Source organism: Microcoleus sp. (assembly GCF_041354475.1).
Lineage (GTDB): Bacteria > Cyanobacteriota > Cyanobacteriia > Cyanobacteriales > Microcoleaceae > Microcoleus.
On record NZ_JBGJZU010000014.1, the window covers coordinates 13,963 to 33,323 of the forward strand.

The 19,361-nt window shown below is 45.1% G+C and carries 18 protein-coding genes; 7 read left to right on the top strand and 11 right to left on the bottom strand.

Features of this window, described 5'->3' with window-relative positions; translation table 11 throughout:
* The first annotated feature begins 258 nt into the window (after positions 1 to 258).
* Positions 259 to 564 (top strand): hypothetical protein, encoded by a 306-nt coding sequence (locus ACBR23_RS07710; RefSeq protein WP_371114345.1) that lies wholly within the window; start codon positions 259 to 261, stop codon positions 562 to 564.
* A 9-nt stretch (positions 565 to 573) separates the two neighbouring features.
* On the opposite strand, the gene ACBR23_RS07715 is transcribed toward ACBR23_RS07710, so the two are convergent.
* From ACBR23_RS07715 to cysC, 7 genes are all read right to left on the bottom strand, one after another.
* Positions 574 to 891, bottom strand: coding sequence for a DNA-binding protein (locus tag ACBR23_RS07715; RefSeq protein WP_371114344.1), 318 nt, complete (start codon positions 889 to 891; stop codon positions 574 to 576).
* Complete coding sequence (locus ACBR23_RS07720; RefSeq protein WP_371114343.1) at positions 863 to 1,207, bottom strand: type II toxin-antitoxin system RelE/ParE family toxin; 345 nt, start codon at positions 1,205 to 1,207, stop codon at positions 863 to 865. The genes ACBR23_RS07715 and ACBR23_RS07720 overlap by 29 nt, the downstream gene beginning before the upstream one ends.
* 908 nt (positions 1,208 to 2,115) lie before the next feature.
* Complete coding sequence (locus ACBR23_RS07725) at positions 2,116 to 3,753, bottom strand: acetolactate synthase large subunit (protein ID WP_371119112.1); 1,638 nt, start codon at positions 3,751 to 3,753, stop codon at positions 2,116 to 2,118.
* A 180-nt stretch (positions 3,754 to 3,933) separates the two neighbouring features.
* Positions 3,934 to 5,301 (bottom strand): NAD-dependent succinate-semialdehyde dehydrogenase, encoded by a 1,368-nt coding sequence (locus ACBR23_RS07730; RefSeq protein WP_371119102.1) that lies wholly within the window; start codon positions 5,299 to 5,301, stop codon positions 3,934 to 3,936.
* Between the two features lie 466 nt (positions 5,302 to 5,767).
* A complete protein-coding gene (locus ACBR23_RS07735) occupies positions 5,768 to 8,098 on the bottom strand; it encodes a GumC family protein (RefSeq protein ID WP_371119101.1) in 2,331 nt (776 codons plus the stop codon).
* 38 nt (positions 8,099 to 8,136) lie between these two features.
* Complete coding sequence (locus tag ACBR23_RS07740) at positions 8,137 to 9,738, bottom strand: polysaccharide biosynthesis/export family protein (protein ID WP_371119100.1); 1,602 nt, start codon at positions 9,736 to 9,738, stop codon at positions 8,137 to 8,139.
* A 36-nt stretch (positions 9,739 to 9,774) separates the two neighbouring features.
* Positions 9,775 to 10,299, bottom strand: a complete 525-nt coding sequence (gene cysC, locus ACBR23_RS07745) for an adenylyl-sulfate kinase (RefSeq protein ID WP_371119099.1) — start codon at positions 10,297 to 10,299, stop codon at positions 9,775 to 9,777.
* Positions 10,300 to 10,434: 135 nt separating this feature from the next.
* Between cysC and ACBR23_RS07750 the strand changes: the two genes are divergently transcribed.
* The 3 genes from ACBR23_RS07750 to ACBR23_RS07760 all read left to right on the top strand — a co-directional run bounded on the left by ACBR23_RS07750 (position 10,435) and on the right by ACBR23_RS07760 (position 13,379).
* Entirely contained in the window at positions 10,435 to 12,537 is a 2,103-nt protein-coding gene (locus ACBR23_RS07750; RefSeq protein ID WP_371119098.1) for an FAD-dependent oxidoreductase, read from the top strand.
* A 77-nt stretch (positions 12,538 to 12,614) separates the two neighbouring features.
* A complete protein-coding gene (locus tag ACBR23_RS07755) occupies positions 12,615 to 12,809 on the top strand; it encodes a hypothetical protein (protein ID WP_371114337.1) in 195 nt (64 codons plus the stop codon).
* A 348-nt stretch (positions 12,810 to 13,157) separates the two neighbouring features.
* Positions 13,158 to 13,379 (top strand): hypothetical protein, encoded by a 222-nt coding sequence (locus tag ACBR23_RS07760; RefSeq protein WP_371114336.1) that lies wholly within the window; start codon positions 13,158 to 13,160, stop codon positions 13,377 to 13,379.
* 307 nt (positions 13,380 to 13,686) lie between these two features.
* Here the strand turns inward: ACBR23_RS07760 and ACBR23_RS07765 are convergent, their stop codons facing one another.
* Complete coding sequence (locus tag ACBR23_RS07765) at positions 13,687 to 14,337, bottom strand: IS607 family transposase (protein ID WP_341736540.1); 651 nt, start codon at positions 14,335 to 14,337, stop codon at positions 13,687 to 13,689.
* Positions 14,338 to 14,783: 446 nt separating this feature from the next.
* Between ACBR23_RS07765 and hetR the strand changes: the two genes are divergently transcribed.
* Entirely contained in the window at positions 14,784 to 15,686 is a 903-nt protein-coding gene (gene hetR, locus ACBR23_RS07770; RefSeq protein WP_371114335.1) for a heterocyst differentiation master regulator HetR, read from the top strand.
* A gap of 195 nt (positions 15,687 to 15,881) precedes the next feature.
* Here the strand turns inward: hetR and ACBR23_RS07775 are convergent, their stop codons facing one another.
* Positions 15,882 to 16,694 carry a TIGR00297 family protein gene (locus ACBR23_RS07775; protein WP_371119111.1) on the bottom strand — a complete coding sequence of 271 codons (813 nt, stop codon included), beginning with the start codon at positions 16,692 to 16,694 and terminating at the stop codon, positions 15,882 to 15,884.
* An 18-nt stretch (positions 16,695 to 16,712) separates the two neighbouring features.
* Between ACBR23_RS07775 and ACBR23_RS07780 the strand changes: the two genes are divergently transcribed.
* Positions 16,713 to 17,144 (top strand): VOC family protein, encoded by a 432-nt coding sequence (locus ACBR23_RS07780; protein WP_371119097.1) that lies wholly within the window; start codon positions 16,713 to 16,715, stop codon positions 17,142 to 17,144.
* A 63-nt stretch (positions 17,145 to 17,207) separates the two neighbouring features.
* Here ACBR23_RS07780 and ACBR23_RS07785 read toward each other — a convergent pair whose 3' ends face one another.
* Together ACBR23_RS07785 and ACBR23_RS07790 are read right to left on the bottom strand one after the other, a co-directional pair.
* On the bottom strand, positions 17,208 to 17,819 hold the full coding sequence (locus ACBR23_RS07785) for an esterase/lipase family protein (protein WP_371119096.1): 612 nt from the start codon (positions 17,817 to 17,819) through the stop codon (positions 17,208 to 17,210).
* Between the two features lie 2 nt (positions 17,820 to 17,821).
* Positions 17,822 to 18,439, bottom strand: a complete 618-nt coding sequence (locus ACBR23_RS07790; RefSeq protein WP_371119095.1) for an esterase/lipase family protein — start codon at positions 18,437 to 18,439, stop codon at positions 17,822 to 17,824.
* 306 nt (positions 18,440 to 18,745) lie between these two features.
* Between ACBR23_RS07790 and ACBR23_RS07795 the strand changes: the two genes are divergently transcribed.
* A complete protein-coding gene (locus ACBR23_RS07795) occupies positions 18,746 to 19,177 on the top strand; it encodes a hypothetical protein (protein WP_371114331.1) in 432 nt (143 codons plus the stop codon).
* The last annotated feature ends 184 nt before the right edge of the window (positions 19,178 to 19,361 follow it).

Here is a 19,361-nt window from a genome sequence, read left to right on the forward strand (position 1 = left end):
TCTTACTCCCTCCCCTTAATAAGGGGAGGGTTGGGGTGGGGTAAAAAACTTTACGACTCATTTAGGACTGCTATATTATATCATAGTTATTGCTGACGATAAGTTAATAGAGTGAGGCATGAGAGCAAAAGCCCGATCGCCCTTACATCCCAAATTGTCAAAAAGTGCGATCGCCCTTTCCCCTGTGCTTGTAAAACTTTTCCATCTGAGATAAACTAGGAAATAAAAACCAAGCAACCTCTGAAAGAGGATAAAACAATGTCCGAAAGAGAACTATTGATTCGTGAGATTGCTCAAACACCTGATACTTTAGTGAGAGAAGTTTTGAATTTCTTGCTATTCATTAAATCCAGAACAACTCAAAATGATTTTCAAAACCCTAATTCAGAAAAATCTGATTTTCCATCTTTTTTGAATTTCATAGATCGAGTTAATTCAGAAACACCAGCGGAAGAGAATGCACAGCTACCCATAGACTTATCAAAAAATCTCGATAGCTACTTGTATGGCTCACCCAAGGAATATCGCCCCTCACTTATATTATTTATCGCCCTAAATACTTGATTAATTAACCTACTTTACTGCGACAGCTAACTGGAGCCCCAGTTTATCTAGTAAAACTATCAAAGCATAAATTTCCTCGCCCCCACTCTCAGACAACATCCGATCGAGTTTCTCATATATAAATTTAGCTTCCGTCGATAACTTATTCATCTGCAAATAAGCATCCACCACATCTTTAAGTCCTGCTCGCAGCAATTCTGGCTCTGGTGTTTCAGACTCTAATTCCAACATAACCTCGATATAGCTAGCAGCACTTTCGGGATTTTTCAGAGAAGAAATCAAGTATTCATGGTAGCTTCTACTTGTTGGCACTTTGAGTTCTTTCATAATCTCTCCAATATTTTTTAGCTTGGCTAATATCTTGCTCTTGAGTGCTTTTATCACCGCCACATAGCAGCAACACAACTGTTAACCCGATTTGTCCAAAATAGATGCGATAGCCAGGGCCATAATCAATCTTAAGTTCATAAACTCCGGCTCCTACTGAGCGATAATCTCCCAGATTGCCTAGCTCAACTCGCCTGAGTCGTTTCTTAATTTTAGATACAGTTTTCGTATCTTGAAAGGAATCAAGCCATCCTTCAAAGGGACTTGTCCCGTCGGCTTTCAGGTAGTTCTGTACTTCTCGTGGTTGAGCTTCCATAATTTTAACACAGGCGATCGGGCTTTTAAGGGGAGTGCTAGCGTGTCGCCACTTTTTTAAGCCTTCTGACTCAAGTGCAAGTCACCCACAATCGGTAATTCAAATACATTACTATCTCGCAACCGCTTTGAGAAAAACATAACTTGAGGACTCAAGAACTCATCATATCAATTCTGGTAACACCGGAATGATATAGAGGACACGGCAGTGCCCATTAGTGTCAACTTAAGGTATAACCCATAGTCCGGCAGGGGTTGAAACCCCTGCCTAAAAGCGAAAGTCCTCTCAAAGAGGACTGAAGAGTTAGTTAATGTGTATTGGTTTCAGGTAAATCGACCGTCGGTTTCAACCGACTTTAGCTATGAGACAGGGGTTTCAACCCCTGTCGGACTCGCGGGATGACTAACGGACACGGGGCGGGCTTTCCGGCTTAAGTTGACACCAATGGGCAGTGCCGTTTCCCTACAAGATTATTTTGGGTAGGGACACGGTACTACCCATTGGTGTCAACTTAAGGTAAAAGTTATAGTCCGACAGGGGTTGAAACCCCTGTCTCATAGCGCAAGTCCTCTCAAAGAGGACTGAAGAATTAGTTGAGTTGATAGGTATTGGTTTGGGGCAAATCGACCGTCAGTTTCAACTGACTTTGGCTATGAGACAGGGGTTTTAACCCCTGTCGGAGTCGCGGGATGACTAACAGACACGGGGCGGGCTGACAGCTTAAGTTGACACCTATGGGTACTACCGTGTCCTAATTTCGGCTAATAATTCCGATGCAACCGGAAACGATATCAGTCCTCTTTTAGAGGACTTGCGCTTTGAGGCAGGGGTTTCAACCCCTGCCGGACTATTGGTTGTACCTTAAGTTGACACTAATGAGCACTGCCGTTTCCCCATCTAGACTACTCTTACAAATGGCAACTCATATCGCCAGATTGTTGACTGAAACGCGCGTTTTCCCGGTAGTCAACCGGACAGTCTATCACACAAGGCACATCTTGAGCCAGGGCTTCTTTCAAAATCGGAATTAAATCCGTTGCAGCCTCCACTCGATAGCCTTTCAAACCCATACTTTCGGCAAACTTCACAAAGTCGGGATTGCCAAATTTGATGAAATCGGAATGACCAAAATGATCTTCCTGCTTCCATTCAATCAAACCATAACCGCCATCATTAAAGATGAGCGTCACAAAATTAGTACCGACACGCAAAGCAGTTTCTAACTCCTGACAATTCATCATGAAACCGCCGTCTCCCGTGGCTGCTACCACCTTGCGATCGGGATAAACCAGTTTGGCGGCCAACGCGCCCGGAATCGCAATTCCCATCGCCGCAAAGCCGTTGGAAATTAAACAGGTATTTGGGCGATCGCAATGATAATTCCGCGCGATCCACATTTTATGAGCACCCACATCAGATATTACAATATCATCAGGTCCCATCACCTGCCGCAAATCATAAATCAATTTTTGGGGTTTAATTGGGAAACCATCATCCGCTGCATATTGTTCATAGCCCGCCCGAATATCTGCCCGCAACTGCTTAGCAAAAGGATCGGCTTTTCCGGTTCTATCCGCACGCTGTAAAATTTCATTCAGCGAATCGGAAATATCTCCCACAACTTCTACAAGGGGAATATAACTGCTATCGATTTCTGATGGCAAAGCTCCTATGTGAATAATCGGAATTTTGCCATCAGGATTCCACTTTTTTGGGGAATATTCAATTAAATCATACCCAACTGCAATCACTAAATCGGTTTCTTCAAAAGCACAACTAATGTAATCCCGTTTTTGCAAACCCGTTGTCCAAAGTGCCAAAGGATGAGTGTAAGGAATTACACCTTTGCCCATGAAAGTATTCGCTGCTGGAATATTCAATCGAGTAGCAAATTCGGTAACGGCTTCACTAGCATTCGCTCGAATCGCGCCATTTCCGATTAACAACAGAGGACTTTTTGCCTTGGAAATCGCCACAGCAGCTTTATTCAAACTTTGGTAAGCACCAAAAGTTTTTTCCCGGTTGTCTTTGGTGAGAGGTTTTCCTTCCACAGGCATGGCTGCGATGTTTTCTGGCAAATCAATGTGAACTGCTCCCGGCTTTTCACTCTGAGCTACTTTAAAGGCTTTGCGGACAATTTCTGGGGTTGTACCGGGGCGGACAATTTGAGCTCCCCACTTAGTAACTGGGGCAAACATAGCCACCAAATCTAAATATTGGTGCGATTCTATGTGCATTCTATCAGTGCCGACTTGTCCAGTAATTGCTACTAGAGGAGCGCCGTCTAAGTTAGCATCAGCCACACCGGTCATTAAGTTAGTTGCGCCTGGTCCCAAGGTGGATAAACAAACGCCGGCTTTGCCTGTCAGGCGGCCGTAAACGTCGGCCATGAAAGCAGCGCCTTGTTCGTGGCGAGTAGTAATAAATTTAATTGAGGAGTTTCTTAGGGCTTCTAAAACTTCTAGATTTTCTTCGCCTGGGAGTCCAAAAACATATTCGACTCCTTCATTCTCTAGACATTGTACCAGTAATTGAGCTGTGTTCATTTCCATTTTAGTCCTCTGTAAGTGGGGATATCTTCTCCTGGTCAACTTCTGGCAACAATCCTAATTAAGAGTTAGGCAAAATCTCTCTGTGTTGCAGAATTTATATCACAGGCAGGATGCCCGTGGCACAATCAACACAGATTAATTTAGATTTTTGCCAGAAGTTGATTGAGTGCGCGCTTATTTTACCCACACTGTTTTAATGTTAACAAATTCATGAATTCCTTGGATGCTCAATTCGCGTCCGTAACCGGAGCGTTTGATGCCACCGAAGGGCAATCTGGGGTCTGATTTGACTAAACCGTTGATGAATACTGCCCCAGCTTCTAGTTCGGAAATAAACCGATCGCACTCTGAGCTTACTGTAGTCCAAGCTGTCGCGGCTAAACCAAAGGACGTACTGTTGGCTAATTCGATCGCCTCATCGATGTTAGCTACTCGGAATACTAAAGCTACTGGCCCGAAAAATTCTTGTTGACGGGCGGCGGCATCCAGGGGAATATCTGTCAAAATAGTTGGCAAGTAGAAATTGCCGGCTTTCTCTGACAAAGCACGGCCGCCTGTTAGCAGTTTAGCTCCCGATGCGATGCAAGCTTGCACTTGATTGTCTAATTCTTTGAGGATTGCGGGAGTCGCTAAAGGGCCGATATCAGTTTCTGGTAACATCGGATCGCCTACTTTTAGTTGCTCGAATTTTTCCACAAATCCTTTGATGAATTCCTCGGCAATCTCTTCTGCTAAAATAAACCGTTTAGCAGCGACGCAAGTTTGGCCGCTATTAAGCATTCGCGATGTGACAGCAGTGGATAAAGCTGCTGGTAAATCGGCGCTAGACATGACAATAAAGGGGTCGCTTCCTCCCAATTCCAGCACTACTTTTTTCAAATTTTTGCCAGCCTGGGCTGCTAAACTTTCACCCGCCGGTTCGCTACCCGTGAGAGTGGCTGCTTTGATGCGATCGTCCGCAACTATCTTACCTACTTTGTCGGCTCCCACTAACAATGTTTGAAAAACGCCTTCGGGAAATCCCGCTTCGGTGAAAATTTCCTCTATTTTCAAAGCACATTGTGGCACGTTGGAAGCGTGTTTGAGCAACCCTACGTTGCCCGCCATCAGTGCCGGCGCTGCAAACCGAAAAACTTGCCAAAATGGGAAATTCCAGGGCATGACGGCTAAAATAACGCCCAAGGGTTGGTAGCGGACAAAGCTGCTGCTAGCGTCAGTGCTGGCTGGTACATCGGCCATAAATTGAGCAGCGTTTTTGGCGTAGTAGCGACAAACTAGGGCGCATTTTTCGACTTCGGCGATCGCGGATTTGAGAGTTTTCCCCATTTCTAGGGTCATCATTTTAGCGTAAATTTCGCGATCGCGCTCCAGGATATCCGCAGCTTTTTGCATCCAGATAGAGCGCTGCTCGAAGGGCAGTCGCTGATATTGTTTAAAAGCTGTTTGTGCTAATCCTAGCTTGGTTTCGATTGCCGCATCTGTGAGGGGATCAAAAGTTTTGACAGTTTCTCCCGTTGTCGGGTTGATAGTAGCAATAGCCATTGTTTTATCTCCTGTGTGAAAAACACAAAACTCCCTTCTAGTTTTCCAGCTAGGCGGGGAGTTGTATCAATTTATTACAAAATGGAAATTTATCGGCCACGTTTTCAGGTTTTGTTAATTTGCAGGTTTTGCAATTTGTTTAAAACTCTCAACTTTTAATTATAGTGCAAAATTTCGATCGCAAATCTTAAGATAATTTGCTTTTCAAGTTTAATGTTGAGCCGGAAATGCGATCGTTTCCGGTTGTATTGGAATGATTTAACCGCGAAGGCGCGTTCGACGAAGCCGTTCCCGTAGGGTAGGACGCGAAGGCAGAAAAGAGAGAGTGGGGCAGGGCGAAGCATTCTGGCCTATAAATTTGGGTGTTTCCCATCGGCTATTAGCCCGAATGCTTCGCCCCTACAGGGATTGGGGTAGATATAAATTGGGGGATTTCCGATTTTATTTTCACCCCAATGTTGCGCGCCTACACCGATTTTTCCTCGATGTAATTCTGGACGTAAGACTGATAGTAATACCTGCTTCCTTTATCGTTATTTGCCACCATTCCCAACAGCGGAATATCAGCCATTCTCAAATCTTCCAAAGCCAATAATAGCGCCTGCCGCTCAGTTTGATTCAGCCCCACCACCAGCATCAAGCCATTAGTGTGAGCCGCCAATAAATTGGCATCGGCTAAACCCAAAAGTGGCGCAGTATCGTAAATCACTAAGTCAAAATTATTTGACAAAGCTGCCATTAAATGCTGCATTTTTCGGGAAGAAAGCACCTTGGTGGGATCGAGAGGAACAGGACCTGATGTTAACACAAACAGGTTTTCATCGTGGGGCGATCGCAAAATCAACTTTTCCACATCTACATCATCCGCGATCGCATTGTGTAACCCTTGCCAATTCGGCAAACCCAGCATTTCGTGCACCTGGGGGCGTCGCAAATCCGCATCCACCAACAACACCTGCTGGCCCATGGCCGCCGCCGCCCGTGCTAGATTTACAGCTACAGTAGACTTGCCATCTGCTACTTGACAAGAAGTAATTACACAAGAGGCGATCGGACTATCAACTTTTAGCAAGCGAATATTAGCATTGAGCGATCGAAAAGCCTCCTGAAAAGCATCCGTCGGCATTTGCGAAATGCCCACATCCAAAGTAACTGTCTCCGCAGGAGGAAGCCTCAAAATTTTATCGCTAGCAGGAATTACCCCCAACAAAGGCAGTCGAATTGAATGTTTGACATCCTCTGGAGTCTGGAACACCTTATCATTATTAAACCGTTGGGCCAACTGCGCCACCACGGCACCAAACACCAAACCAAGCAATCCACCAAAAGCCAAATTTAAAGGCATAATTGGAGCAACAGCCATCAACTCCCCATTGCGGTAGCGCGGAATTTCCGGCTTAGCAATCACCTCCCAAGCCACCTCTTTTTTACCCACAGCTTCAAGCTGCAAAGCTTGTTGTTTTGCCAACAAATTTTTCAGGGTACTATTGGTTAAATCCGCCTCCCGCTGCAAATCCGAATAGCGCCGCAAAATCACCGGGAATCCTTGAGAATATTGATTCAACTGCTTAGCAGCTTGTTCCAAAACTTGATTTCGCACTCCCAAAACCTGAATAGTATTAGCAGTACCAATAAACTGCTCGATCAACTTAATCCGCACCGGATCTTGAAAAGCCAGCACTTGAGAATTTACTTTACCTAAATCAGTTCCCAAAACCTGTGTAGCCTCTTTTTTCAACAAAGGAATCAGATTTTTTTGCTGTTCTCGCAACAACTGCATTTGGGGAGTTTGGTCAGTATAAGTCGCGGAATTAATCGCAATTTGTCCTTCTAATTGCTGCAATTGAGTCAGCATTGCTTGGTAGCGAGGTGCTTGACTCAGAGAAGAAGCCATCAGGGCTTGTTGCTGATTCAGTCCTAGCTGATTTTGCAAATTAGCATAGAGCAATTTTTGCTGATTTAGTTGGGTTTGAGCATCCAATCTTTGCGCTTGAAGTTGACTAATTTGTTCCGCTAGTTGTTGGGTTTGAATTTGCGGATCGATGAAATTGTACTGCTGACGCAGTTTTTGAATTTCTGTTTGAATTGCTTGTTGGCGCTTTTGCTGATTGGGAATTTGCGATTTCACAAAATCCAGACTCTGACTAATTTGAGTTCTGGTATCTTGGACGCTGTAGTTGCGGTAGCCTAACGCAACTTTTTCTAAAACAAACTGAATTTTTTTCGGATCGAAATCCCGATACTTAACTTCGATAATCTTGGTATTTTTAAACCGATTAATTGACAACCTCGTTTGCCGATCGAATGCCAAATTATCTGTTTTTTCGTTAAAAAGGTAGTTGTAATTAATTTCAGGATACTTCGCCCGCAACTGTTTGATAATTGGCGACATTACTTGCGGACTTTGCAAAACCTGAATTTGGGATTCGTAGTCAAAACCAGCATTTTCTGGTGTTTCGGGAGCCGCTGGTTTCAGTTTCAATTCACCGGAGTAGATTTTTGCTAAAGTGTTTTGGGTAACAGTGGGTTCTACTAATAATTGAAATCGTCCTTCGTACTCACTTTTTTGATTCAAAGTCCAAGCAAAAACACCCGTGGTTACTGCCGCAGCTACGCCAAGGACTAAAAACGAGCGACTGCGGCATACTTCCCAAAAATTCAACGGCTCTGACTCTGTTTGTTCCAGTTCTAAAAAATCATTTTCTCCATTGTAAAGCACCGAAGATATTTGTCGCGTTCCTGGGGATTTTTGGTTTTTTTTAAGCAGTGATATCTGAGAGTTTTTCCCTGGTTTCATTTGTTTATGCAGCTTATTAGTTTCAACGTCTGTACGAGCTATCGAAAAATATTGAACAATCTGAATATTCCCAATAAAGGATTAAGAGGAGCGAGGGTACCACCTACATTATCCGAGAATGCAGCGCGACCCGATCGCCTGACCATGATTACATCATTATTTTGCAGTTTAGGATTGGCTTCATCATTAGCAGTGGCGGAAAAATTCACCTTAATCGCGATGCGGGAAACAGTACCATTAGCATTGATGCGGATTAAATCCACCGAATCCATTTCTGCCCGCGCTTTATTAAAACCTCCCGCTGCTACCAGCGCTTGATTTAAAGAAGTATTTGGCCGCAGGGCAATCGCCCCTGGTTTGATGACTTCTCCCACCACTGTCACCTTAATTGTATCCGGTGAAAAACTAGAATTAGCTACCTGGGCACCCTGAGTTTCATCAATATTTTCGGCTTTGGGAATAATCACCGTATCTCCCTGTTGCAGCACTAAATCTTGAGATACATCTCCTGTTTGCAAAAGTTGCCACAAATCGACATTAATAATTTGTTCAGTACCAGCCCGCGTCTGACGACGAACTTGTATTTGCCGAATATCAGCTACGGGGGTAATGCCGCCAGCTACTTTAATCGCCCTAGTGACTGTTTGCTGCACAACGGTTTCACTAGCCGCCGTCTCCGTAGCACCAAACAAACCCGAATTTGCACCCATGTCATTCTCTTGTAACCTACTTTGAGAATCTTTTGCCAGAGTATAAGTACCGGGACGAGCTACTTCTCCCACCACAGCAATATTAATGGGCTGAGTGCTTTGTCCGGTAATATTGGCAACTGCTAAAGTAGGTGCTTCTTGGCGATTGAGGCTAGTGACAGTGGGAATAAATATAGTATCGCCGTCGCGCAAAGTCATATCGGCGCGCAAATCACCGTTTTGCAACAATTCCCATAAATCAACACTAATAATTTGTTCCGCTGCATTGCGTTGGGGGCGGCGGATTTTGATTTGTCGCACGTCTGCTGACTGTGTAATACCACCAGCCAGTCGCAAAGCCCGCGATATCGTGGGCATTTGAGTTCCCATTTGCTCTGCTGTGCCTCCGGGGCCCGCCGCTGAGGATATTGTATAGGCTCCTGGGCGGTTGATTTCCCCTGCGATCGCAATTTGTAAAGGACGCGGGGCCAGCAGTTTCAGTGTAATCCAAGGACGCTTTAAGTATTGACCATATCGCCCTTTGACACTATTGGCTGCTTGTTCTAAAGTCATCCCGTACACTGAAACGCTACCAATTAAGGGCAAACTTAGGGAACCGTCAGCCTGTACCTGATGTTGACCGTTGGGGCCGCTATATTCCGGGACATTAAAAATATCCAGTTGAATGCGATCGCCCGCTCCTAAAGTGTAAACTTCCGATCGTACACTCGAAGGTGTCGGTGGTGCATTGACTGGCGTAGTTCCCGGAACCAGCGGCAATCCCGGCGCGGAGGGTACGGGTACGGGTACGGGCGCGGGCGTGGGTATGGCTAGGGGAGGAGGGGGCGGAGGTAACTGAGCCCAACTAGGAGCAGAAACTAGAATCGCCATCAGCACTGATCCAGTGAAACCGTTGACAATATTGATTCCCAAATCACTTTTGAGCACCATCGTTTTTTGCCCGATCCTTTTGCTAACCCATCACCATCAAATGTAACCCAACTCCTCTAATTTACTCAGAATTTTTTCGACACACTCTGTCACACTTTCCTTTTCTGTGCAACAAATAATCTCAGGATTAAGGGGTGCTTCATAGGGATCGTCAATTCCTGTAAACCCCTTAATTTCACCTTTTCTGGCTTTGGCGTACATCCCTTTGACATCCCGCGCTTCACAGGCTTCTAGGGACGCTTTCACATATACCTCCACAAAGTTAGGTTCTATGGCTCTAACTTCGTCGCGAATTGCTTGGTAGGGGCTAATGGCCGCGGTAATGGCGACAACTCCATTGCGGCTAAGTAGGTGAGCGACAAATCCAATCCGCCGAATATTGGTATCTCGGTCTTCTTTGCTAAATCCCAAACCTTTTGATAGGTTGGTACGCACCACATCTCCATCCAAAATTTCGACTTTGCAGCCTCTGGCTTTCAACTCTGGTTCCAGAGCTAGGCTAATAGTTGTTTTGCCTGAACCGCTCAGTCCGGTGAACCACAAAATAAAACCTTTGTTCATGTTGAATTGCTTTGTAACTAATGAATGGTGACATTTACCCGACGCCTGACTTTACTATCGGGGTTCCCCATTTTCAGATTGTTTTCGATCGGAATTGCTATCTTACTCTAATATTTTCAAATCTCAAATGTGCTTATGTTTTCTGTCTTAACAGCCGATGTTTTAGTAGTTGGTGGCGGTACTGGTGGCACAGCAGCCGCCATACAAGCAGCCCGCTGTGGTGCCAAAACTATTTTGGTGAGTGAGTTTCCTTGGTTGGGCGGTATGCTTACTTCGGCTGGGGTGTCCGCTCCCGATGGTAACGAATTAGCCGCTTTTGGGACTGGTTTGTGGGGTGCTTTTCTCCGCGAACTTCAGCAGCGACATGGGGAAGGTTTAGATTGGGGCTGGGTCAGTTTTTTTACTTACGATCCGCGCATTGGTGCGTCCATTTTTGCTGATTGGGTTAAGTGTTTACCAAATCTGCGCTGGATTTCTGGACAAAAAGTTCAAGGTGTGCTAAGGGAAGGCGATCGCATTGTTGGCGTTCAATTCCCCGATTTTATGGTGTCAGCCACAGTCACTTTGGATGCCACGGAATTGGGAGATTTATTGGCTGTGGCTGAGGTTCCTCACCGTTGGGGTTGGGAGTTTCAAGCAGAATTTGGAGAACCTAGCGCACCGATCGCACCTAACGATCTGACACAAACATATCCCATACAAGCTCCCACTTGGGTAGTAATGATGCAGGATTTTGGGGAAGGTGCTGTAGCGCCAGAAATTCCCGCGCCACCGATTCACGATCCCGATCGCTTTACCGGAGCTTGGGATAATTATACTCCTGAAGAATTTCTAAATTATGGCCGACTTCCGGGTGGGTTGCTAATGATTAATTGGCCGATTCGGGGTAATGATTATGGCTTTAAGGTCGATCGACTAATTGGATCTGAAACATCGCAAACAGAATTCCTCCAAGAAAGTCTGTGGCATAGCCAAAGTTTCGCCCGCTACATTCAAACCCAACTAGGCCGCCGCTATGGTTTAGCAGAGAACATTTTCCCCACTTCTAAAAGTTCTGCCTTATTTGCTTCCCCCCTAACCGAAAGTTCTCTCTTATTTCCTTCCCCCCAAGGAGAGAATTCTGCCTTATTTCCTTCCCCCCAAGGAGAGAATTCTGCCTTATTTCCTTCCCCCCAAGGAGAGAATTCTGCCTTATTTCCTTCCCCCCTTGGGGGGGGTTTTCATTCCCCCCTTGGGGGGGGTTTTCATTCCCCCCTTGGGGGGGGTAGGGGGGGGTTGACTGGGGGTAGGGAGGGGTTGACTGGGGGTAGGGAGGGGTTGACTGGGGAGGGCTTGACTGGGCCTAGGGAAGGCTTGACTTCAGCCTTCGCCCTCCACCCCTACTACCGAGAAAGTCGCCGCTTGCAAGGAGTAAAAACAATCCGAGAACAAGATATTTTGCCCGTTGCCGGCGGCAGAGTCGCGAAGTTGCCCATAAATGCTGAGGGAATTTGTGAAACAATTGCGATCGGCAACTACGCCAACGATCACCACTATCCTAGTGGCGACATTCCCTTGCAGCCAAAATCGATCCGCTGGGGCGGGCGATGGACGGGAACTCCTTTTACCATTCCTTACAGTGCGCTGATTCCGGCGAATACCGATGGTTTGCTAGTTTGCGAAAAAAATATTTCTGTTTCTCACATCGCTAATGGTGCCACTCGTTTGCAACCTACGGTAATGAATATTGGACAGGCGGCGGGGATGGCGGCAGCTTTGTGTGTGCGGCGGGGATGTCAGCCGCGGGATTTGCCAGTCAGAGTTTTGCAGGAGGCTTTGCTGCAAGATGTGGAGGCTAGGGCGGCAGTTATTCCTTTATTTAATTTGACACCGAGTCGATCGGATTGGCTATACTGGCAACGCTATTATCTCGATCGACCCTCTTCATATCCCGCCAGTGGCAATTGTCCTTTGTCCGTAGATAAACCGATCGCTGACAGCAGAAATACTCAAAGTCCCTGGCATGGGATTTTCCACCGCCGAGGCGAACAAGATTACGCCCTGACGCTGACTGATGCGCCTTCCCATGGCGATCGAATTTGGAAACTGGTGACTTTAGATCCTCAAATCGACGAGTTTTTACACAGTTGCGAAACTCAGAAGCTTCTGAAAGTGTGGGGGAGGCTGAATTTAGCTGGTTTGTGGCTGCTGGTGGAGGCAGTTGAGTTGCCAAAATCAGGTTTTTTGCATAAGTCCTGAAATTTCCCAGAATTTTATCCTGATAGATGGGGGAGAGTCTGTATCAGTTAATAGACACTGACACGGATATTAACCTCATGCAAAATTACACATTTCTTCCTTTACTTGGTGTTTTGAGCGCTAAGGTCGATCGAGTTTTTTCATCTCTAGTCGAACTGCTCGAAATTGCCACCGCGAACTACATTTTCTCTGCCCAAACTCAACAAAAGGGCGATCGTTCTCCTGAAAGAGGCAGCGGACGCCGAGAGTTTCATCTCCTACAAGCATTTTAATGACGTTGCATGAAAGCGAGTTCCGTTATTGAGTTTGTTTTGACCGTCTGTGTCGATCGCTCAATCTGATTTTCTGGGCTGCTAGTTTTTCAGATTTGCCTGGTAACTTCACTTCTTGTTTATTGTCATTCGGATATCCTTTTATGTGATGAGAAAGTCTAAACCTTCAACCGCCATTTATGGAGACAGTGAGTCTCCTATTTGGCGGTTTTGTATATTATAGCAATCTAATTAGCAGTGCATCAAGGCTGTTTTTCATTACTAAAACAATAGATTTTATATAAATTCATCCCGATCTGCCTGAGTAGTGTCCGTATCTATAAATATACACCGATACGGATACTACCCATGAAAAACTACACCGCAATTGCTTTATTGAGCCTGTCTGGCATCTTCTTGAGTGCTACCGCTGGTCTATCTATTGAATCTCCTATCGCACAGTTAGAAACTTCCACTGCTCAATATATGTTGTCAGCGCAAACTCAACAAAGAGGCGATCGTCCTCCCAGCAGAAATACTCAACGCCGTGATTTCAGCTCCGCCAGCACTGAAACTAACTCGCTACAATAACTTTAATGGCCTTGGATGAAATCAAATTATTCCACAAAGTTGGTTAGAGGTTGGTTTCGAGCTGTTCAGCCGATAGCTCGGATTTTCGATAATTCTAGTTTTTCAGATTCGGGAGACAAATCTACTTTTTGTTACCAGTGACAAGAATATAATTTTTGGTGTAGCAAAACACTATCAAATCAACCTTTAACCGCCATTTATCTAGAGTTAGACTGCTAGACAAATCCAAGACTTGTCTAGACATTATTGTTGCTTGATTCTTATTTAGCTTTAACTTTGTTTTGATGGACAAAAGCATTGTTCGGCCTCAACACTGTATGTCTTTTTTATCTGATTCTGATAGCTCTTGTATAGGTTTGTCAATAGCATTTTTCAAGTTTTCTTTGATTTGTTTAGAGTAAATTCGTAGACCATAAAGGCGACAAGAGAAGCAATGAATTATCGCCATCAAATCTTCCACTAATTCCTGTTGAGGAGACAACGACTCCTGATTTGCTACTACAATTTCACATCCGACTGAGATTGCAAGTTCTTGAATAAATTCAAAGGCAAAACGGCACATTCTATCTTTGTGTGCAACTACTATGGTTGATATTTCACCTTTAAGCATTGACAGCATAATTGCTAGAAACTTTTTTCGCTTAAAGTTTAGTCCGCCCCCAATTTCTGATACCCACTCATCGACGGCAAACCCTCTACCTAGACAAAAAGCTTCCATTGCCAGTACCTGATTTTTTAATTCTGGCTTTTGACTGCTAGAAGAAACTCGGCAGTAGACAATTGTTTTTCTCTTGGCTTCTATGGGCTTGAGTCCGTTGGCTATCAAAAGGTCATCTTCTGTGTAGAATCGATGACCTGACAAGGTACGCTTGGCTGGCAACTTTCCGCTGGCATCCCAGCGCTGAAGGGTCTTTACAGAAAGTCCAAGTTTTTCAGCAAATTGGTGAGGTTTAAACATAAATACACTTAGAGGTTTGTCAATAAGTGTACCATTTTGTCTATTTAATTACTAGCCAAGGACTTGCTCAGCCTGTGGCCAATCGGCAGTAGTTGGTAGATTTTTTATTCTAGCGAGTCGCGGGAGCATTTTGCCCAATTAAATTGGTAAATAGGGGGATTGGTAGCAACCTTTCTGACGACAGTCAGTTATGCTGGATTCCAAAGGGGTTTAGATCCCCAAGGTCTTTACCCCTAGAAGGCTCTACCCTGGTCAGTCACGGTATCGAGAGCTTCTCATCTGTTGTGGTAATAGATGGTGCCTTTATTTTGTCTGGCCTGGAATTAAAACCGCTTTCTTCAGCTAAAGCTTGACTTAACTGATATGTTGTTGTTACCCTACCCTCCTTTTCCTCCCCAACCAGTGCTGAGTCTAGCTATGGTGGGGGTTTGCCAGAGAGAATAAAAATGAAAAATGACTCCTTGGATCTGGTCAAAAGCCTCAGCCCTAGCGCAATGGATCAGATCATGCTTTATTTGGCGTTTAGCGCCATGCGAACCAGTGGGCACAGGCACGGTGCGTTTCTAGACGCGGCTGCAACGGCGGCTAAGTGTGCGATTTACATGACTTATATGGAGCAGGAGCATAACCTGCGGATGACTGGACACTTGCATCACATTGAGCCTAAACGGGTGAAGGTGATTGTCGAGGAAGTTCGGGAAGCCCTGACAACGGGGAAATTGCTGAAAATGCTGGGCTCCCAAGAACCTAGATATTTAATTCAGTTTCCTTATGTCTGGCTGGAACAGTATCCTTGGGTTCCGGGACGCCCTCGCATTCCTGCTACTAGCTTGACGGCGGATGAAAAAAAATATCTGGAAGGAAAGATTCCTCCTAATCCGCCAGATGCTCAATTAATCAATTCTTTTCAGTTTATGGAGTTGATCGAGTTTCTGCACCGGCGATCGCAAGAAGAAATGCCTCCAGAAAGACGGATGCCTTTGAGTGAAGCTCTAGCAGAACACATCAAACGCCGTTTGATCTATTCGGGAACCGTGACTCGTATTGATTCTCCTTGGGGAATGCCGTTTTATGCCCTCACTCGCGCTACTTACTCTCCCGCAGAGCAGGAAGAACGGACTTTCACTATGGTGGAAGATACTGCTAGATATTTCCGCCTGATGCAAGATTGGGCCGAAAAGCAACCTAAAGTGATGCGGGTTATGGAAACCTTGGATATCCCGCCGGAACGGCTTGACCAAGCTGTTGAGGAATTAGATGAAATTATTCGCAATTGGGCCGATCGCTATCACCAGCGGGGCGAACCGACAATGATTTTACAAATGGTTTTTGGACCCCAAGAAGATTAGTTATTCGTGATTGGTCATTGGTCATGGGTCATTGGTCATTAGTCATTAGTCATTAGTCATTAGCGGTGCCCTGCCCTTCGACCCTTCGACTCCGCTCAGGGCACCGCTCCGCTCAGGAACCGCGTAGTCGAAGGGTCATTAGTCATTAGTCATTCATGAATTGACCGCTTGAGACTAATGACTGGTGATTTATAACTAAGCGAAAAAAGCTGTCCAGGCTGAGGCTAACACGATCGCTGCGATCGCTCCGATCAGAGTATTGATAAAATTCACCACTTCATTGGTGAGCCACTCAAACTTTGATTGGAGGGTTGCCCCAATCACGCTCTCGATGTTAGTAGCAATAAAAGCTGCAATAACACAAAAAACAATTCCTGTCAAGTCTATTAAACCCACAGCCCAACTCAAAAGTGCGATCGGAATAGAGGCGAAAATACCAGCGAGAGTTCCTTCTAAACTGACAGCCCCTTCCGTCCCCCTAGGTACTGGCTTGAAAGTAGTAATCAAAAACGTCCGCTTGCCATAAGCTTTACCAATTTCACTAGCACTGGTGTCGGCAAGTTTAGTACAAAAACTAGCCGCATAGCCCAGCAATAACCAGGAAATTAGCTCTTGTGAAACAGGCATCTTGCCTGTCTCTCCTAAAATAGATAATACTAAAACTCCCAAGGCACAAAGAGTAGCGGTTAAAGCAGAACCCCACACATTTTCCGGGCCTCGCGCGCCGGAACGCTTTTCGGCTATGCCTTCTGCCTCTTTTTGGGCTTGGCCAATCCGAGTAACTCCCGATCCGACGAGAAAGTAGAACATCACCACAGCATAGCCTTGCCATCCCAAACAACCCCAGATGATGACACCTAACAGCCAGCCGTGAAATTGCCCAGCCGGAGTGAGTAATTTTTTGGGAGTAATCGTGGCGATCGCCAGTAAAATTGTATTAAGGGCGATCGCCACCAACCAAGGATTAGACCAAGATAAATAATTAAACCACAACTCAGAATTCTGCACAGTCATCTTTTTACCTCCATGAACAAAGTCTTATTTCATCTTGCCTTCCCCGTGAGCGATATTGCTCAAACAAAAGCCTTCTATGTGGACGGGCTCGGCTGCGAATTAGGTCGCGAATCCCCGAATTCGGTGATTATGGGTTTGTGTGGCAATCAAATTGTCGCCCACCTTAGCCACGAACCTTTGACACCTCAAAGAGGTATCTATCCCCGACATTTTGGATTAGTTTTTACCTCCGAGGCCGACTGGGAAAGCTTGTTAGAAAAAGCACAACAAAACAACTTGAACTTCTATCAAGAACCGAGAAGACGGTTTGTGGGTTTGCCTACAGAGCACCGCACTTTCTTCTTAGAAGACCCTGCTCACAATATACTGGAATTCAAGTATTACTGTGAAGCTGAGGCAATTTTTGGGCTGAGCGAATATGCCGAAGTAGGCGATGCTGTTTGATGGCAGGGGGCAATAATCACCATTTGCAATAGAAAAGACAATTTTAGGTTTTATTAAGTTAACCTACTGGTGAACTTCCAATGGTGCTGAAAGTGCTTCAGCAACTGCTTTTAAGCTCCGAGAATTTCTCGCCATCATAGCATGAGCAAATACTGACAACTTCACATCTTTAGCTGCGGATATTTGGGAACTAGAAGCAGGCACAATGATGAAATCCCAAGGTGTCCAAATAGAAGTAAAATTGACCTTTTTCAACAGATTAGCATCTCGATTCAAATCTTCTAAAAAAACACTGCCAGGACGCATTTGAACACAGCCTTTTCCCCACAAAGTGTAAGCAGTCCAAGTGCCACTATGAGGAGAAGATAGGGCAATAAATCGCTGCACTCGGTTAATTCCACCTAGCCTTTGCAGATAGTAGCGAGCGACCAAACCTCCCATGCTCAATCCTACTAAATCTAAAGGCTGTTGTGGGTCGAAGTTTGTGTCTATATAATCGGCCAGTTGTTGGGCTAATTCTTCCAGGCTGGTGTTGCCCCAATTGGGTGCGAGGTCAAGGCTATATACTGACCATCCTAGTTTGGTAAGATAGCCGGACATTTTATTAAAAATCCCCGATTTTCTGAAGATGCCGTGAATCAGTAACACTGGGTTATAGCTAGAATTGCTATTCATGATTAGCTGGAAATTTTATTTTTAATAGGTGCTGTTAGTTCTGTAACTAAGGCGTTGATACTTTGGGGTTCTGTTACCATTTGGCGGTGCAGCAAAACATTGAGTTTCACTTCTTTACCTACTGGCATTTGGGAGCTTTTTGCAGGTACTATCATCATGTCAAAGGGTGTCCACATAGATGTGAAATTGATGCGTTTGAGCATGGTGACATCTTGATTTAAATCTCGCAGTAAGTCACTATCGGGACGCATATGCAAGTATCCTGGTAAGGGGAGAGAATAGGCGGTGAGAGTGCCGCTGTGGGGGGAAGATATGGTGATGAAACGCTGGACGCGATTAATTCCTCCCAGTCGCTGAACGTAGTAGCGGCTGACTATGCCGCCCATGCTGTAGCCTACTATGTCGATCGCCTGTTCTGGATCGAAAGCCTCAGAAATGTAGTCTGCTAGTTGCTTCGCTAGTGAGTCGAGGCCGATGCTACCGTCGTTGGGGGTGAGGTTGAGGCTATGTACAGGCCATCCGAGTTGGCTGAGGTGGGCTGACAAAGTGTTGAAAATTGTTTTTGTATCCCAGATACCGTGTACCAGGATGACTGGATTGCGATCGAGCGAACTGTTCATTTGGAGAGGAAATTTCTGATCGACTACAGCATAAATCACTCACCTAGGGAGTTTGACCCCTAGTAGGACAGATGGCGAATCGGATCGAGTTAAGTCGGAAATCTGTCATCTATTCTGAGATAATCGTAAATAAGTGCAAAGCTCAGACTACTATTACTGAGTAAAAATTACTAAGCTATGGGTGTTTTTACTCACGAAATGTAAACTTTGATGAATAAATATAGACAAAGGTTTCTTTACCTCGTAGTCTAACTTTGTTGACAAGCTGGGACAAATTTCTCTAAAAAAACAAAAGGAGTAAATCTAATGTTTGGTTTTATCAAAAATTTCTTCGGCGCTATTTTCGGGTTTATCGGCGGATTATTGGGCTTCAAAAAGTCTGAATATTTTCTAGATTTGGGAAACTCTGATGGGAAGGAGTCACCGAAAGTTGAGCTTGCTGCTGCTAAACAGCCTGAACCAGTAGTCGCATTCCCAGCATTAGCAAAAGCGAGTGATCCCAAATCGGAACCCGCTAAGAAACCCAAGACAGAAACAGCCAAAAAGCCTCAGCCAGAAAAAGAACCTGTGAAAGTAGCCACAGCAGCAGCAACTAACGGAAAAGTATCGAGTTCTAGCGAACCGACTCTGACCTTTGCTCCTAATAATTTAATGCCAACACCAAATACCAGCCGTAGGACTCCTGGACCCAGCATGAATAATTTCCGGGAAATGGCTCGTCAGGTAAAAACCAAGTAGGTAATATAGCAGTCCTAAATGAGTCGTAAAGTTTTTTACCCCACCCCAACCCTCCCCTTATGAAGGGGAGGGAGTAAGAAATTCACAAATGATTTAGGATTGCTATAGGTAATAGGTAATAGGTAATAGGTAATAGGTAATAGGAAAATTGCAAATACTAATATTAAAAATTTAACACTGGTGT